The 15,228-nt window shown below is 41.3% G+C and carries 13 protein-coding genes and 1 other RNA gene; 5 read left to right on the top strand and 9 right to left on the bottom strand.

Annotated features, from left to right (window positions below; translation table 11 throughout):
• The first annotated feature begins 16 nt into the window (after window positions 1-16).
• Window positions 17-3,166, top strand: a complete 3,150-nt coding sequence (locus tag VY86_RS02855; RefSeq protein WP_046973852.1) for an efflux RND transporter permease subunit — start codon at window positions 17-19, stop codon at window positions 3,164-3,166.
• 1,049 nt (window positions 3,167-4,215) lie between these two features.
• Window positions 4,216-4,419 carry an HHA domain-containing protein gene (locus tag VY86_RS02850; protein ID WP_011147992.1) on the top strand — a complete coding sequence of 68 codons (204 nt, stop codon included), beginning with the start codon at window positions 4,216-4,218 and terminating at the stop codon, window positions 4,417-4,419.
• An 82-nt stretch (window positions 4,420-4,501) separates the two neighbouring features.
• Here VY86_RS02850 and ffs read toward each other — a convergent pair.
• Both ffs and VY86_RS02845 read right to left on the bottom strand, forming a co-directional pair.
• Window positions 4,502-4,598, bottom strand: an RNA gene (ffs, locus tag VY86_RS22890) — signal recognition particle sRNA small type.
• Window positions 4,599-4,728: 130 nt separating this feature from the next.
• Window positions 4,729-5,175 carry a YbaY family lipoprotein gene (locus VY86_RS02845; RefSeq protein WP_046973851.1) on the bottom strand — a complete coding sequence of 149 codons (447 nt, stop codon included), beginning with the start codon at window positions 5,173-5,175 and terminating at the stop codon, window positions 4,729-4,731.
• 251 nt (window positions 5,176-5,426) lie between these two features.
• Between VY86_RS02845 and tesB the strand changes: the two genes are divergently transcribed.
• Window positions 5,427-6,290, top strand: coding sequence for an acyl-CoA thioesterase II (gene tesB / locus VY86_RS02840; protein WP_046973850.1), 864 nt, complete (start codon window positions 5,427-5,429; stop codon window positions 6,288-6,290).
• Between the two features lie 72 nt (window positions 6,291-6,362).
• Here the strand turns inward: tesB and amtB are convergent, their stop codons facing one another.
• From amtB to VY86_RS02815, 5 genes are all read right to left on the bottom strand, one after another.
• Window positions 6,363-7,646 carry an ammonium transporter AmtB gene (gene amtB / locus VY86_RS02835; RefSeq protein ID WP_046973849.1) on the bottom strand — a complete coding sequence of 428 codons (1,284 nt, stop codon included), beginning with the start codon at window positions 7,644-7,646 and terminating at the stop codon, window positions 6,363-6,365.
• Between the two features lie 22 nt (window positions 7,647-7,668).
• Window positions 7,669-8,007: a P-II family nitrogen regulator gene (gene glnK / locus VY86_RS02830; RefSeq protein WP_046973848.1), complete on the bottom strand. Its 339-nt coding sequence runs from the start codon at window positions 8,005-8,007 to the stop codon at window positions 7,669-7,671.
• Window positions 8,008-8,183: 176 nt separating this feature from the next.
• The gene (locus VY86_RS02825; RefSeq protein WP_046973847.1) at window positions 8,184-9,968 is read right to left on the bottom strand and encodes a SmdB family multidrug efflux ABC transporter permease/ATP-binding protein; all 1,785 of its coding nucleotides are present in this window, start codon (window positions 9,966-9,968) and stop codon (window positions 8,184-8,186) included.
• Window positions 9,961-11,730: a SmdA family multidrug ABC transporter permease/ATP-binding protein gene (locus VY86_RS02820; RefSeq protein ID WP_046973846.1), complete on the bottom strand. Its 1,770-nt coding sequence runs from the start codon at window positions 11,728-11,730 to the stop codon at window positions 9,961-9,963. The genes VY86_RS02825 and VY86_RS02820 overlap by 8 nt, the downstream gene beginning before the upstream one ends.
• Window positions 11,731-11,816: 86 nt before the next feature.
• Window positions 11,817-12,278 carry an Lrp/AsnC family transcriptional regulator gene (locus tag VY86_RS02815; protein WP_021323859.1) on the bottom strand — a complete coding sequence of 154 codons (462 nt, stop codon included), beginning with the start codon at window positions 12,276-12,278 and terminating at the stop codon, window positions 11,817-11,819.
• A gap of 126 nt (window positions 12,279-12,404) precedes the next feature.
• Between VY86_RS02815 and VY86_RS02810 the strand changes: the two genes are divergently transcribed.
• Window positions 12,405-13,457, top strand: coding sequence for a PLP-dependent cysteine synthase family protein (locus tag VY86_RS02810; protein ID WP_046973845.1), 1,053 nt, complete (start codon window positions 12,405-12,407; stop codon window positions 13,455-13,457).
• A gap of 32 nt (window positions 13,458-13,489) precedes the next feature.
• A complete protein-coding gene (gene queC, locus VY86_RS02805; RefSeq protein WP_046973844.1) occupies window positions 13,490-14,188 on the top strand; it encodes a 7-cyano-7-deazaguanine synthase QueC in 699 nt (232 codons plus the stop codon).
• 28 nt (window positions 14,189-14,216) lie between these two features.
• Here the strand turns inward: queC and VY86_RS02800 are convergent, their stop codons facing one another.
• The gene (locus VY86_RS02800) at window positions 14,217-14,624 is read right to left on the bottom strand and encodes an acyl-CoA thioesterase (protein ID WP_021323860.1); all 408 of its coding nucleotides are present in this window, start codon (window positions 14,622-14,624) and stop codon (window positions 14,217-14,219) included.
• A gap of 154 nt (window positions 14,625-14,778) precedes the next feature.
• Complete coding sequence (locus tag VY86_RS02795; RefSeq protein WP_046973843.1) at window positions 14,779-15,153, bottom strand: ComEA family DNA-binding protein; 375 nt, start codon at window positions 15,151-15,153, stop codon at window positions 14,779-14,781.
• Window positions 15,154-15,228: the final 75 nt, after the last annotated feature.

Below are 15,228 nucleotides of genomic sequence, written 5' to 3'. Positions count from 1 at the left end.
AAGGAGTCGGTGATTCATGCCTAAGTTTTTTATAGATCGGCCAATCTTTGCATGGGTAATCGCAATTATTACCATGCTGGCTGGGCTGCTGGCAATTATGAAATTACCCGTGGCGCAGTACCCAACTATCGCACCACCGGCAATTTCTATCTCCGCAACTTATCCCGGCGCAGATGCCACCACTGTGCAAAACACAGTTACTCAGGTTATCGAACAGAATATGAATGGTATCGATAATCTGGTTTATATGTCTTCCAACAGTGACTCTGCTGGCAACATGAATATCACGCTAACCTTTGAAGCGGGTACTAATCCTGACATTGCACAGGTACAAGTACAGAACAAGCTGCAACTGGCTATGCCTCTGTTACCACAAGAAGTACAGCAGCAAGGGATACATGTGGATAAGTCCACAAGTTCTTTCCTAATGGTTGCAGGGTTCATTTCTGAAGATGGCTCCATGTCACAGGAGGATATCGCTGACTATGTTGGCGCAAACGTCAAAGACCCGTTAAGCCGTGTAACTGGTGTGGGTGATTCAATGCTGTTTGGTAACCAATATGCAATGCGCATTTGGTTAAATCCTGACAAGCTCGTTGACTACAAAATGACGACTCTGGATGTAATAAATGCAATCAAAGCTCAAAATAACCAAATAGCCGCCGGTCAGTTAGGGGGAACCCCTCCAGTTCCAGGTCAACGGTTGAATGCTTCTATTATTGCTCAAACACGTCTGACTTCACCGGAAGAGTTCAGCAATATTCTTCTGCGCGTTAATACTGATGGTTCTCAGATCCGTCTGAAAGATGTGGCAAAAGTGGAGTTAGGAGCAGAAAGTTACAATATCATTGCCCGCTTTAACGGTAAACCAGCTGCTGGTGTCGGTATCAAACTAGCAACAGGCGCTAACGCTCTGGATACGTCAAAAGCGGTAAAAGAAGCGCTAAAAAATATGGAGCCTTTCTTCCCTCATGGGCTGAAAGTCGTCTATCCATATGACACCACTCCATTCGTTAAAATCTCTATTAACGAAGTAGTTAAAACACTAGTTGAAGCAATTATGCTGGTGTTCGTGGTTATGTACCTATTCCTACAAAACTTCCGAGCAACACTTATTCCAACCATTGCGGTTCCTGTCGTATTGCTGGGAACATTTGCAATACTTGCCACATTTGGTTATTCAATAAATACATTAACTATGTTTGCCATGGTTCTCGCCATTGGCTTACTGGTAGATGATGCCATTGTGGTGGTGGAAAACGTTGAACGTGTTATGCAGGAAGAAGGTCTATCTCCGAAGGAAGCAACCAGGAAATCAATGGGGCAAATCCAAAGCGCCCTTGTTGGTATTGCCATGGTGCTGTCTGCTGTATTTGTCCCAATGGCTTTCTTCGGTGGTTCAACCGGTGCGATTTATCGTCAATTCTCGATCACCATCGTATCTGCAATGGTACTGTCTGTACTGGTAGCATTAATCCTGACACCTGCTCTGTGTGCCACCATATTGAAACCCATTGCTAAAGGCAGCCACGGTAAACAGACCGGGATCTTTGGCTGGTTTAACCGCATGTTTGATAAAAGTACCCACCACTATACTGATAGTATCGGCCGTATCCTGCGCAATACAGGCCGCTACCTGGTAATTTATGTATTGCTGGTTGCTGGTATGGCTGTCATGTTCACTCGTCTGCCATCCTCCTTCCTTCCTGAAGAAGATCAAGGGGTATTGCTGACAATGGTTCAATTACCTTCAGGTGCAACACAAGAACAGACACAGAAAGTTCTGGAAAAAATAAGTGACTACTTCAATACAGAAGAAAAAGATCTTGTGGTTTCTGTATTTACAGTAAGTGGCTTTGGTTTCAGTGGTCAGGGGCAAAACACCGGTCTGGCATTTATAAGCCTGAAAGACTGGAGTGAGCGCTCTGATGCAGAGAGCAAAGTACCTGCTATTGTTGCCAGGGCAAGTGCTCACTTCCAGAAAATCAAAGAAGGTATGGTTTTTGCCTTTAACATTCCAGCAATTGTAGAGTTAGGTTCAGCCACTGGTTTTGATTTTGAATTAATTGACAAAGCGAACCTTGGGCATAATAAACTGACCGAAGCACGTAACCAATTGCTTGGCATGATACAAAAACATCCAGATATGTTAGTGGGTGTTCGCCCTAATGGCCAAGAAGATACCCCTCAGTATCGGATTAGGATTGATCAGGAAAAGGCGGAAGCTTTAGGTGTTTCCATCTCTGATATCAACTCGACACTAAGCACGATGTTTGGTGGCAACTATGTGAATGACTTTATCGACCGTGGTCGTGTCAAAAAAGTTTATGTTCAATCAGAAGCACCTTATCGTATGCTGCCAGGTGATATCTACAAACTGTATGTCCGTAACAAACAGGGCGAAATGGTTCCATTATCTGCCTTCGCAGATATGTCTAAAGAGCCATGGACCTATGGCTCGCCACGTTTGGAACGTTACAATGGTTTGCCATCAATGGAAATTCTGGGTGAAGCAGCGCCAGGTAAAAGTACCGGTGATGCAATGGCTCTGATGGAAGAATTAGCATCCCAGTTACCAAATGGAATCGGTTTCGACTGGACAGGAATGTCTTATCAGGAACGCCTGTCAGGTAATCAGGCGCCTGCTCTGTATGCACTGTCATTAATAGTGGTATTCCTCTGTCTGGCTGCACTGTATGAAAGCTGGTCAATTCCATTCTCAGTTATGCTGGTAGTACCATTGGGTATCATTGGAGCCTTGTTAGCAACAACATTCCGAGGCTTGGATAACGATGTTTACTTTAAAGTTGGCTTACTGACTACCATCGGCTTATCGGCAAAGAACGCAATCCTAATCGTTGAGTTCGCTAAGGACCTGATGGAAAAAGAAGGAAAAGGGTTGATAGAAGCTACGCTAGATGCCGTAAGAATGCGTCTTCGCCCAATCCTAATGACATCACTGGCATTTATGCTAGGTGTTATCCCTCTAGTACTGAGTAATGGTGCAGGCTCCGGCTCTCAAAACGCAGTGGGTACCGGGGTATTGGGCGGAATGATTGCTGCAACCTCGCTGGCTATCTTTTTCGTACCTGTGTTCTTTGTCGTTATCAGACGACGTTTTAGTAAGAAAGCTGAGGAGATTGAACCTGCGTCAGAATCTCACTAATGCAACTAAACAATAATAAGAAGGCCGTTTTAACGGCCTTCTTAAATATAATAGTTGCCTGCATCAGGCAAGATTCTGACCACTAATCTACTCGCTGAACTCTTACATAAATTCGTTCAAATTTAATTAAAATTACCACTTATGAGTAGAAAATATCTTTAAAAATCCAAGCATTACTGACTTTAATAAAATTAACGAGAAAATTGTTGGACAAAAATTGCTTTATCTTTTTTTACACTAAATGACAAAAAACAATACCAGCACATAGTGACTTATGTAATAATGATGCTATATTCATTGATTATTGTAGCCATCAGGCTATAATCTGCTGTTATGGGTATCTGAGGATAATACTGCTTTATATAAGCTCACATATACTAGCCGATATTTATAGTTTATTACGTTAAGGTATGAGTTTTTGTTTAAGAGGTGATTCTGATTTACTAAAAGCAAATCAGGGTTTCCTGTAAAAAAGAAAAATAATCCCAAAGAACGATTATAGGCACATAATAATAATCTCTCGAAAGAAAATTTCTATAATACGTGCATATGTTTAGTGTTTGACTCAAATTAAGTAATGCCATACATATACGGGAGAGATACATAGCATAGATGAATATTCACTAGGATGACATAACATTGCTGAATTAAAATGCTAATGTGAGAATCTAAGGCAAGAAGCACCTCTAGTGACAGAGTACATCGAGACTGGTTGTGTAAATAATTCTTACGTCTCAGAATAATTTAAAGCTAAATGAATTGATTGAGTACATATCAATTTTAGTTTAGCACTTTAAAATAAAATATTCTGATGATTTCAGCCTTCTCACTTGAATTGATAAATTTTTTGATAATACATATACATATACATATACTTATACTTTGTTTGGAAGCGAATAAGATTAGCGTTTCTAAACTTACGAAATGGTAAAAAACCAATGAATGTTTAACCAGTATCCTGTTACACGATTTAAATTGCTCCCTGAGCAAAATTTGATTGAATATTTCACTAAATAATTCTTTATATATCTTAAATAAGAAAGGCGACTATGACTAAAACTGATTATCTGATGCGTTTAAGAAAATGCACTACAATTGATACACTGGAACGTGTGATTGAAAAGAACAAATATGAACTTTCAGGAGACGAACTTGAACTATTCTACTCTGCTGCGGATCACCGACTAGCTGAGCTGACCATGAATAAACTATATGATAGAATTCCACCTTCAGTGTGGAAATACGTTCGCTAAAATAGTTTTCATCAGGTAGAAAATGATCCGGGCCGGTAAAGTGCTATCGGCTTAATTGGGTTATCAATAAAACTGGTGAGGGCTCTGCCAGCGACATCCCGGCACACACATCCCCTGCTATGGCTGCTTCCTTCCGGACCTGACCAAGTTAACAAGTTAGCGTTGCGGGAGAACCAACAGAGCCCCCATTGACGTGTTGCTTTAGCTTCAAAGCGGCGCCATTATCATTCATACCTATCTAAATAGCAAGACAAGCAGACTCGAATGATGCTTTATTGCACATTACGAGTAAATACACAAGGAAATGTATTATCTGATAGCTTTCAACGTGATTTCGATATCTTTAGTCTGTCCATTATTAATCACCTCATATGCAGTATCTGTAACAAACATCAAACGATTATGCAGCGAAACAGAAGCACTGACGACAATACGTGCATGTGGCTTAATTTCGTTTGGCTGGTAAGGCAGAACAAAATGGAAAGGTGATTGTTTCCCACCTAAACGTTCTACCTTCTCAGACAGAGTAACTGAAGGCGCATCAGCCAAAGATATATCAGATAAAGTTACTGTCAGAACTGCATCCGCTGGCAACGCAATACGCTGCAATATATTAATATTGCCTTCAACAAAAGAGCGTTTTACTGGATTTTCAATCGCTTCCACCTGAGTATCTGCTATTTCAGGACCTTTACCATTACACCCAACCAAAGCAACCGCCAGTAATACGCTCGCAGGGATCTGCCATAATTTCATACACACTCCTCCACTATTAACTAATCTATATAAATAATAAAATAAATTGAAATATCAAACCGTTAAATCTAAACCGTCTGGATTATAGATTAAAAATCTTAATATAAAACTTCAATTAATCTCATATTCTTTGTTGCACTACTATCAGGACTTAAAACATTTACAATTTAGTTATTTATTTATCATCTATTAATGGGACAATAATCATCTCTTGTACTCTCTGATAACCAGATAGAAAACAAAGGAATATTATGAGCAAGTCATTAAAGAATCTGATAAATCTGATGAACTTAGAAAAAATTGAGGAAGGTATTTACCGGGGGCAAAGTAAAGATTTAGGTTTTCCTCAGGTTTTCGGGGGACAAGTGATTGGTCAGGCACTTTATGCTGCCAAACAAACCGTTGTTGATGACCGGATGAGCAACTCTTTCCATAGCTATTTCTTACGCCCCGGTGACAGTAGCAAACCCATCGTCTATGATGTCGAGATCCTGCGCGATGGAGGAAGTTTCAGTGCCCGGCGAGTCAGTGCTATTCAAAATGGTAAGCCTATCTTTTATATGACCGCCTCATTCCAAAGTCATGAAGAAAGTTTTGAACACCAGAATATGATGCCAGATGTCCCCTATCCAGAAGAACTTATCTCTCAGGACGAAATTGCGAAAAAAATGTCGCATCTGCTGCCGCAGAAGATGCAGAATATTTTTCTCCACCCCTGCCCGCTGGAAATGAGGCCAGTAAAATATTACAGCCCATTCAATTGTCTACCAGAAGAACCTGTACGCTATGTTTGGTTCCGCAGTAATGGCGACATGCCTGCCGATCCTTTTATGCATCAATATCTGCTCGGCTATGCCTCTGATTTTAATTTCCTACCAACAGCATTACAGCCACATGGTGTTGGGTTCCTTGAGAAAGATATTAAGATAGCAACTATTGACCACTCTATGTGGTTCCATCGTCCGTTTAAACTAGACGACTGGTTACTCTATGCTATAGATAGTCCATCAGCTTCTGGGGCCCGTGGTTTTGTTCGTGGACAGATTTATAATTATGAAGGTGTACTTGTTGCTTCCACTGTACAAGAAGGGCTAATCAGGAAACGGAACAAATAAAAATAATAAGGGCAGCAAATAAGAAATCAGCATCACACCTACGGTCTTATTGCTGCCTGTTTATATCACAGATTAATTATAAGCACTCTCTCCATGGGAATTAATATCCAGACCTTCTCTTTCAATTTCAACAGTAACCCGCAGCCCTACCAGCAGATCTGCTATTTTAAAAGCAATAAAAGAGACAATTACTGACCAAACCACACAGATCAATATACTAAAAACCTGAATACTCACTTGTTCCAACATGGTTATACCCTCTGCATAACCGGTTCCGCCCAATGATTTCGCCGTAAAAACTCCAGTCAGGAGGCAACCTACGATCCCACATACACCATGTATACCAAATACATCACACACATCATCAACGCGTAACCACCGTTTTAAGACCACTACTCCCCAAAGCCCGGCAAAACCCGCGATTAATCCAATAATTAGTGCACCACCAACACCAACCATTCCCGCAGCAGGTGTAATACCAACCAGCCCGGCAATACAGCCTGAGCATGCCCCTAAAAGAGAAGGTTTATTACGGAAAAGCCATTCTGCAAAAACCCATGACAGAATAGCGGCGGCAGTCGCCACAATTGTATTCAAAAATGCCAGAGCAGCGATTTCATTAGCAGCACCAGCAGAACCCGCATTAAAACCAAACCAACCGATATAGAGTATAGCAGTACCAATGAAGACCATCGGCAAGTTATGCGGTTTAAATGCTTCTTTCCCAAAGCCAGTACGTTTTCCCAGTAAGTAAGCACCAACCAATCCAGCTACAGCAGCATTAATATGTACAACTGTACCACCAGCAAAATCCAACGCACCATCCTGTGAAAGAATACCACCTCCCCAAACCATATGCGCCATAGGCAAATAAGAAAACGTCAACCAGAGCACACTGAAAATTAACAAAGCCGAAAAGCGAATACGCTCGCCTAACGCGCCAATAATCAAAGCGACTGTGATACAAGCGAAAGAACCCTGAAATGCCACATGAATTAACTGATAAAAATTGCCACTTAAGTTCGTGAGTGCCACATTCTTTAACATCATTTGACTAAAACTACCAAAAAAACCATTCCCTGGCTCAAAAGCCAGACTATAACCGTAAATCACCCACAATACACATACCAGAGCAAAGCTCACCATAACCTGAGCCATCAGCGATAAAACATTTTTACTCCGTAACAATCCACCATAAAATAGAGCGATTCCTGGAATTGTCATAAACAGAACAAGTACTGTACAAATCATCATAAAGGCATTATCAGCTCTATCAGCAACACCTTCCGCTGCCTGAGATAATGATGGTAAAAAACTGGCCACAACACCGGTAGCCACAGAGAATTGTCTTTTCATATATATCGTCTCTATCAGTGACTTACAGTGCCGCATCATTAATCTCGCCTGTTCTGATACGGATAGCCTGTTGTAATTCGATGACAAAAATTTTACCGTCGCCAACTTTTCCGGTGAAAGCCGCTTGCTGAATCGCATGAATTACCTCCTCAACTAACTCATCTGCTACAGCAATATCTATCTTTACCTTAGGTAAAAAATTGACGCTATACTCAGCTCCACGATAAAGCTCCGCATGCCCTTTTTGGCGACCAAATCCTTTTACCTCTGTTATGGTCAACCCTTGAACACCAAGACCAGAGAGAACCTCCCTAATATCCTCCAATTTAAATGGTTTTATAATTGTCGTAATGAGCTTCATATATCCCCCCGCCATCCGGCTATTGTGTTTGCAATAAGTCAGTAGCAAGGGGTGTGCCAGAAATTAAAATATATAAAAATCAATTAATTATAAGGTTAATATAAATTACAGAGAGAAGAACAGGGAGAGCAACGAATGTCCTCTCCCGTTAGAGCACCAAATTAGTGCAAATATGATTAAATCGCCACCTCTTTCTCAAAGATTGTGCCACATTCATTTAATGTATCACTCACTTGTTGTAACTGATACATCTGATAGTAACGTCCACGTCTTACCAATAATTGTTGATGGTGTCCTTGTTCAACAACTGCACCACGATGCAGCACCAGAATAGTATCAGCCTCTACAATCGTGGACAGACGGTGAGCAATCACGATCAATGTTGTTTGCTGGCGAATCAATCGTAAAGCCTGTTGTACCGCCTGTTCCGTACCAGAATCAATATTTGCTGTCGCTTCATCAAGGATCAAAATTTGCGGTGCTTGCACTAACACTCTCGCCATAGCAAGCAATTGTTTTTGGCCGGCTGACAACGTATTGCCCTGCTCTCCCAAGATAGTATGAAGGCCATCAGGAAGCGTACGCACTAACTCAGCTAATTGCACAGTGTCCAGTACCTGCCAAACTTTCTCTTCTGAAATATTCCGACCAAGCGTAACATTGTTAAAGAAAGAGTCAGCGAGAACGACTGGATCCTGCTGAACCATTGCCACACCATTGCGTAATACCGAATGAGACAGAGACGACACAGGCCGGCCATCAAGGTAAATCTCCCCTTTCTGCCACGGGTAATATCCCATCAGTAAATTTGCCAGCGTACTTTTTCCACTACCGGTATGACCAACCAAAGCAATAAAACCATAAGCCGGAACCTGTAAATTAATATCTTGTAAAACTATTTTGTCATCCCGATAGGAAAAACTGACATTTTCTATATCAATTCGACCACTGGATAGTGGTTGACTATCCATTCCATAACCTTGTTGAGGGCTATCCATTAATTCAAATATCCTCTCACCAGAAACTACAGCCTGTTGCAGGATTGATTGTTGAGAGGTCAGTTCGATTAGTGGTTCATTCAACCGCCCAAGATAATTGATAAAAGCATACAATACCCCGACACCAATCACTCCTGCTCCACTGAACCCAAATAACACAATAAGACCGCACAGCACCATAGTTGACAATAAACTCAGCAATGGACGTAATAAAATCCCATCTAATCGCAACGTCTGCATTCTCGCTTTAAAATGAGCACGATTTGTTGACAACATACGTTCACCAAAATGAGCCTGCTGCCGGAACTGCTGAATAACACTCATTCCATTGATAACTTCATTAAAATTATCATTAATATCAGCTAAATAACTGCGTACCTGCCTGATAATTGGCGTACTTAGATGCTGGTATATCGCCATGACAATCAACACGATAGGAAAAATAAGCATTGCAATCAGTGCCATACGCCATTCGAGCACAAACATGGCTATCATCATCGCACCAATCAACGCTATACTCCGGAATACCGCAGGAACCACATTGACATAAAGATCTTTAATGACCTCTGTGTCGTTCGTTACACGGGAAATCAATTGCCCTACCGGTTGATTATCAAAAGCACTCAAAGGCTGGCGCAATGCTGCATTCATCACATCAGTACGAAGTTGCTGAACCACATCAACTGACACTTGATTGAACAATAAAGTCTGGAAATAGTGTAATGCAGCCGTAATCAGTTGCAGAGCAATAAAGGTTACAGACAACCCAATAATCACTCCTACTGGCATATTACCCGTTGCAACCATATTATCGATAAAGTAACTAACCAAAATCGGACCACTTACTTCCGCAATTGCAGCCCCCCACAGCATTAGCACCGCCAGCCCCAACGGCTTACGATAATTTTTTCCATAAACCAGCAAACGTTTCAGAGACGGCCACAATCGGCGAACCTTAGTCATCTTGATCTCCCTCAGTGGTTTCCCCGTCATCCAATGCTGCTTCAAGCTGCTGATAATGATACATATCACGATACCATCCTGGCTGCTCCGCCAGTTGCTGATGCCGCCCCTGATGTATAACAGAACCTTGCTGCATCACTAGAATATTATCAGCATCAGTTAATGCAGACAGGCGGTGTGCGCTGATAATAACTGTGCGTTGTTGTCTCCACTGGCTGAGGTTTTGTAAGATATTGTGTTCAGTTTGCCCATCAACCGCAGATAAAGCGTCATCCAGAATCAAAATCTCTGCATCTAAAAGCAATGCTCTTGCAATAGAAATGCGCTGCTTCTGCCCACCAGAAAGCATCACTCCACGCTCGCCCACTTCCGTTTGGTACCCTTCAGGTAAACGAAGAATATCTTCATGAACATTGGCAAGACGGGCAACTCCTTCGATCTGTTCCTGTGTTGCATCAGGACGTCCCAAAGCAATATTCCCGGCAACTGTGTCTGAAAATAGAAAAGGAGTTTGATTGACAACAGCAAACCGTGCTCGCCATTCATCTAACCGGATATCTGCAATTTTAATCGACTGGAAAAAAATTTCCCCATCAGTCACATCAAACTGTCTCTGTATCAACGCAAGTAGTGTGCTCTTACCTGAACCGGTTGGGCCACATATCCCCAGTAACTGTCCGGGTGATAACCGGAAGTTAATTTGACTCAAAATAGTTTTATTACTTTGCGGATAATGAAACGCTTTGATATTCACATTCAGAATACTACGCTCAGGAGATAAATGACGGTTACCATCCGCAATAACCGGAAGCTCCTGCAACAAGCTACGGATACGGCTATATGCAGCACTTCCCCGTTCAACGATATTAAACATCCATGCCAGCGCTAACATTGGCCAAATCATCAGGCCAAGGTACATCACAAAGCTAGTGAGCTCCCCAAGAGTCAAAACACCATTCAGCACCATCCAACTACCACCACCGATAGCCAGAAAGTTTGACATACCGATAGCAATAAAAATTGTCGGATCAAATCGGGCATCCACCCTAGCAACATACATATTCTTACGCCCAGCTTCTACAGCAACCTGTTCAAATTGATTTGATTGCATATCTTCAAGACCAAATGCCTTGATCATGCGAATGCTGGTCAAACTTTCCTGAGCTTGGTTATTCAGAGCAGAAAAGGCACCTTGTGCAGATTTAAAGCGATGATGAAGTTGATCACCATATCGTTTAATGATGATTGCCATAATCGGCATAGGTAACAAAGATAATAAAGTTAACTGCCAACTAATTTGTACACTCATCATAATCAGTACTGCGCAACCCATAACCAACGAGTCAACTAAAGTGAGCACCCCTTCACCCGCAGCAAATACCACACGGTCCACATCATTAGTCGCACGGGCCATCAAATCACCCGTACGGTGACGCAGATAAAACTCAGGGGTTTGTCGGCTAAGTTGCTGGTAAAAATTATTGCGTAATTTAACCGCTAATTGATATGACGCCCCAAACAACCATAAGCGCCATATATAACGCAGAATGTAAACAATCAATGCAATGACCAGCATAACACCAATCCACGCCATCAGTTGGTGAGATGACATAGAACCAGCACGGATGCCATCAACAATTACGCCCACCAGATATGGAGGAACCAGTAGCAGAATAGAGATAATAATAAGTAGAGTCACTGCGCCAAGATAGCGACGCCACTCGCGGCGGAAGTACCAGCTTAATTGAGAAAATATTCTCACACGCGTATATCCTGAAATAGAAATAGATAATATAAATGTTGAACGACATTCAGAATAATGAAGTTAACTCATTGAGTAATCATTAGTTAATCTGGTATCGGTAATGCTGTAGTGTACTTGATTTTTTCCATTGCAAAGCTGGATGTAACATCAATCAATCCCGAAACACCATTAACCATGCGCTTGTAGAAGAGATCATAGCTTTTCATATCCACAACTTCTACATGCATCAGATAATCACATTCACCGGCCATACGGTAAAAAGCCAGAACCTCTGGCATTTGCTTTATAAATGCAACAAATTCCTCATACCAACTACTGTTATGCTGCTGAGTTCTGATCATGACAATCACTGTCAATCCTAGCCCTAATTTTTCACTATCAATCAAAGCAACTTTGCCAACGATATAGCCTTCGTCTTCAAGCCGTTTTAAACGTTTCCAGCAAGGGGTAGAGGTAAGATTAACAGCTTCCGCCAATGCATTCAGAGACAGGCTACAATCTTTCTGTAGTAACTTAAGCAACTTGCGGTCTGTTTTATCTAACATAGTCACCTCTTATAGAAAATTTTTCCATAAAGAAACCACATATTGAAAAAAATAACAATCCATTTCTCCCAGTATAAAGTTAATCTACTCATCATCAATTACATTCTAATTAAGAGTTAATAAATTATGTCGTACAGCTGGACAACCAAGGCAATCAAAGAGATTCAGGCAGATTATCAACGCAGTTCTGATACTCATCTCATCCGCCTTAATTTACCGGCTTTTCCAGGTATCCATTTATATCTGAAAGATGAAAGTACCCACCCAACCGGCAGTCTAAAACACCGACTTGCCCGTTCTTTATTCCTTTACGCACTTATCAATGGCTGGATCAAGGAAGGTACTCCAGTTATTGAATCCTCATCTGGCAGTACTGCTGTATCCGAAGCCTATTTTGCCCGTCTACTTGGATTACCTTTTATTGCTGTTATGCCCTCATACACCGCAAAACGTAAAATTCAAGAAATTGAATTCTACGGCGGGAAATGCCATTTTGTTGATCATTCAGCTCAAATTTATGACGAATCAGAACGACTAGCGAAAGAATTAAATGGTCATTATATGGATCAATTCACTTATGCTGAACGTGCAACGGACTGGCGGGGTAATAATAATATTGCTGAAAGTATTTTCCGCCAGATGCAAATGGAACCATTTCCTGAGCCAGATTATATCGTTATGAGCGCTGGCACTGGCGGGACTTCTGCAACATTAGGACGCTATATCCGTTACCAGGGGTATAACACCAAGCTGATTGTTGTTGATCCAGAAAACTCTGTATTTTATGACTGCTACCGTCAAAATTGTTGTGATATTCGTGGCAATTACAGCAGCAAAATTGAGGGTATTGGCCGTCCTCGGGCAGAACCTTCTTTTATTCCTACAGTTATCGATGACATGATACAAATACCAGATTGCGCCAGCATTGCAACGATTTACTGGCTGGAAAAGTTACTGGGCAGAAAAGTTGGAGCATCTACAGGAGCCAATGTTTGGGGTGCACTCCTGCTTGCCAATCAAATGCATGAACGTGAAGAACAAGGAGCAATAGTCACCTTACTGTGTGACAGTGGTGAACGTTATCTCGACACTTATTACAACCCAGATTGGGTAAAAAATAATATCGGCGATATCTCTCCTTACCTCAAGCAGCTACCCAATCTCCAAGGTTATAAGTAAAATAACCGTTTTATTCCAATGAGGATGTTACAATGAGACGAGCTGTTGTTGTATTCAGTGGTGGGCAAGATTCCACTACATGTCTGATTCAGGCAATTAACCAATATGATGAAGTACATTGTGTCACTTTTGATTATGGTCAACGCCATCGGGCCGAAATTGATGTTGCATGTGATATCAGCCATTCTCTTGGTGTTATTGCACATAAGGTAATTGATGTCACATTACTTAACGAACTGGCTCTCAGCAGCCTGACTCGTGATAACATCCCTGTCCCTAACTATAGTGAAAGTGAAAAAAGCACCCTACCCAGTACATTTGTCCCTGGCCGTAATATTTTGTTCCTGACACTGGCTGCTATATATGCTTACCAAGTTGAAGCTGAAACAGTTATCACTGGTGTATGCGAGACTGATTTCTCTGGCTACCCTGATTGCCGTGATGAATTTGTCAAAGCACTGAATAAAGCTGTAAGCCTTGGCGTTGCCCGTGATATCCACTTTGAAACCCCATTGATGTGGCTCAACAAAGCTGAAACCTGGGCATTGTCCGACTACTATCAGCATTTAGATTTCGTCCGTAGCCAGACACTGACTTGTTATAACGGCATTCAAGGTAATGGGTGTGGTACATGTGCAGCTTGTTATCTCAGAACTAGCGGACTGGAAAAATATCTGAATGCGCCTGAGAAAATAATGACTGAAATGAAAGCAAAAACACATTTACCTTAACCCAAAGGACAATGGGAACATTCTCCTCTCATTGTCCCGTTTTCATCAAAGCTCCCATTATTTCACGTAATTCACCTTCAATAGACAATGCTTTTTGCGTTTTCCTATCAATCCACACAAATGTGGTTTTAGCATCTGTAATGAGTTGATTATCCCTCTTGCGTATTATTTCCTGCGAAAATACACCACTTCTGTTTCTCAACTCAGTTAATCGGCAATCCACTTCCAATTCATCACCAAGAACGGCTGAACTACGATAATTAATATTCATGTTAACCACCGCAAACCCAACATTATTTTTCTGTATCCATTCCACTACAGAGTGCTTATATAGCCATTCCCATCGAGCACTTTCCATAAACTCCAAATAGCGGGCATTGTTTACATGTTGAAATAAATCGATATGATAACCATGAACTTTTATAATTGAACTCATAATATTGCCTTAATGTTAACGTCACTCATCTGACCAGATTCGGTTAACAATAGCAAAACAAAAAATTTACACGAATTAAAGTGATTTATTTGCAACCCCGATCACAACATCCCCACTCACAAAATAAATCATGAATGAGGATGCTGGATGACTACTAATAACTCAACTTACTTCTGTTTCGTTCGATAAAAACTGGCCCTATTCCCTGAACCTCCTGTAATTGTTCCACAGCAGTAAATGAGCCATGTTTTTCACGATACTCAACAATTCCCTGTGCTTTTTTTACCCCAATACCATTCAGTGCTTTTGCTAACTCTTCTGCACTTGCAATATTAATATTCACCTTTCCCTTTTCTTCTACTTTCAAAGCATCTGGTTGCTGTAACTGCTTTTCTGATGAAGAATGACTTGTAGTACTGGCTGTTTTAGCGACTTTATCTTTTACTTGTTCAGCGGCGATTGCAAATTGCCCTCCACACGTATAAAGCAAGCCAGCAAGCAAAACAGATAAAATTCCCGATTTTTTCATACTTATTCCTCCGTGTTTTATTGGTACAAAAAAGATTGCCACAGATAAATTTGAGCACAATAGATGAAGATCAGA

It is taken from the genome of Photorhabdus thracensis, from assembly GCF_001010285.1.
Taxonomy (GTDB): Bacteria; Pseudomonadota; Gammaproteobacteria; order Enterobacterales; family Enterobacteriaceae; genus Photorhabdus; species Photorhabdus temperata.
The sequence above is the reverse complement of the archived record's forward strand: the minus strand, read 5'-3'. Positions and strand labels throughout refer to the sequence as shown.